Annotated in this window: 2 protein-coding genes and 1 pseudogene; all 3 read right to left on the bottom strand. The window is 41.6% G+C overall.

Annotated features, from left to right (window positions below; all coding sequences use genetic code 11):
- The coding region (locus B4K20_RS06300) for an ATP-binding cassette domain-containing protein (RefSeq protein ID WP_289282278.1) at positions 1-202 on the bottom strand (202 nt) is incomplete at its 3' end.
- Positions 199-1,611, bottom strand: a complete 1,413-nt coding sequence (locus B4K20_RS06295; protein ID WP_286304442.1) for an ABC transporter permease — start codon at positions 1,609-1,611, stop codon at positions 199-201. The genes B4K20_RS06295 and B4K20_RS06300, both read right to left, overlap by 4 nt.
- Positions 1,612-1,623: 12 nt before the next feature.
- A pseudogene (gene ispH / locus B4K20_RS06290) lies at positions 1,624-2,183 on the bottom strand (4-hydroxy-3-methylbut-2-enyl diphosphate reductase); the annotation flags it as partial.

Here is a 2,183-nt window from a genome sequence, read left to right as displayed (position 1 = left end):
CAGCCACAATGTGGCTGGCTGGATAAGGGTTCAACCTCAGAATAGACAATGCTGTCATGGATTTGCCACAGCCAGACTCTCCCACTAGCGCATAGGTTTGACCTTTCTCAATACAAAAATCCACCCCATCAACCGCTCGGTATGGCGCCTTATCATTTCCAAACCATGTTTTTAATGCTTTGACTTCTAGTAATGCGCTCATAATGTACCTTGCATTCTAGGATCAAATGCATCGCGAACAACATCTGCAAACAAGTTCGCAGCAAGCACCAACACAAACATTGAAATAAATGCTGCAGTTAGAGACCACCAGACGACAGGTTCTCTTGCCATTTCAAGGCGTGCACTATTAATCATATTGCCCCAGCTAATCATGGAAGGGTCGACACCAACACCAACATAAGAAAGCACGGCTTCCGCCAGAACCAAGCCACTAAAGTCTAAGACCACGGCAATAAGTACTAAATGCATCAAGTTCGGCAAAATATGTTTACGTAGAATACTAAAACTCCCCGCCCCTAAAGCACGAGATGCCATGACGTATTCTGCTTCACGTAACTTAAGTGTTTCTGCTCGTAGAATTCGACACAGACCAGTCCAACTGGTCATGCCCAAAATAATGCATAAAAACAACAGCCGAATATCTGCACGCTCAGCAATGGTTTTAAAGTTCTCAGGATGATTATTCATATAAACCTGAAGAATTAATACGGCTGCAGCAATCAGTAATACACCTGGGATGGAGTTCAAAGTGGTGTAAATATATTGAATAAGATCGTCTATCCAGCCTCGGAAATAACCTGCGGCAATGCCCAGCATAATGGCCATAGGCAACATCACCAAGGTAGTTAACGTCCCAATCACTAAGCCTGTACGGATACTCTTTAAGGACTGGTATAAAACATCCTGTCCCACTTTATCCGTACCAAACACATGATAGTTCTGACTCAGTAAAGCTAAGTTACAGATGAGTAATAAAAGACAAAAAGCGGTGAAATAAAAAGTATGAAGTGGATAGTCGGAGTGATTGAGAAAGATGCGTTTGGTTTGCGGGAAGATCTGGCTTACATGAGCACGCGAGGCAATGGCAGTATGACAAACATAAATCAGAAACAGCAATAACAGGCTTAACAGACTGGCTTTTAAAATTGTTTGGTAAATATCAGACGTTTTGTGATCAGAACTTGCTAAATGGGCAGCGCCATATTTCAATTTTGGATAATCATAGTTAATGGAACCATCATCCATCGTCTGTATTTCTTTAACAAACAAACGATCAGCAAAAGGCGCTGAATAGGTTTTTTCTAATTGTTGTTTCAGTGGTAAAACAAGCCAATCAAATACACTGAATACTTCTGATGAATAATAAACTTCTTTTGCGTTCTTTGTTGCGTCTAATGCCGGACGATAATGTAAAGAGTCCAGCAGGCCAACGATGATATACACACCGAGGATCATAACGGAAATCATGCCTCGCTTGCGCTTTATTACTGATTTCCAGGGCGTACTTAAATGAGGCTGTGTTCTTATATAAAAGGCTGCTACAGCGATAACGGCTACCAGCAGGAAGATGAGAATGTCTGTCCAAAGAAATACGGGCAAAAACGACATGGTCGGCCTTGTTTATTTTTTCAGACTTGATGTATCAATCTTTAGTTCTCGTGGTAATGAGAATTCAATGTTCTCTTTTAAACCGTCATCTTCGTATGACGAATCAACACCTAAGTCACGTAATTTTTCAACAACTTGGTTGACGAGTATTTCTGGTGCTGATGCACCTGCCGTCAAACCAATTCGATTTTTATCTACAAGCCATTGTGGATCTATTTGATCGGCATTGTCTATTAAAAAAGCAGGCGTGCCTAACTTCTCTGATAATTCACGTAAACGATTCGAGTTAGAGCTATTTACCGAGCCTACCACTAAAACAAGATCACACTCGTTTGCGAGTTTTTTCACGGCATCTTGTCTGTTTTGTGTGGCATAGCAAATATCATCTTTGCTTGGGCCGATAATGTCGGGAAAGTGTTGACGCAGAGCATCAATCACAACCGAGGTATCATCAACAGAAAGTGTGGTTTGGGTAACAAAGGCCAGTTGCTGTGGATTTTTGACTTTTAGTCTGGCGACATCTTCAGGCGACTCAACTAAGTACATGCCGCCTTCTGTTGATGTGTATTGGC

The sequence above is a fragment of the Methylophaga sp. UBA5088 genome (assembly GCF_002414625.1).
Lineage (GTDB): Bacteria > Pseudomonadota > Gammaproteobacteria > Nitrosococcales > Methylophagaceae > Methylophaga > Methylophaga marina.
The sequence above is the reverse complement of the archived record's forward strand: the minus strand, read 5'-3'. Positions and strand labels throughout refer to the sequence as shown.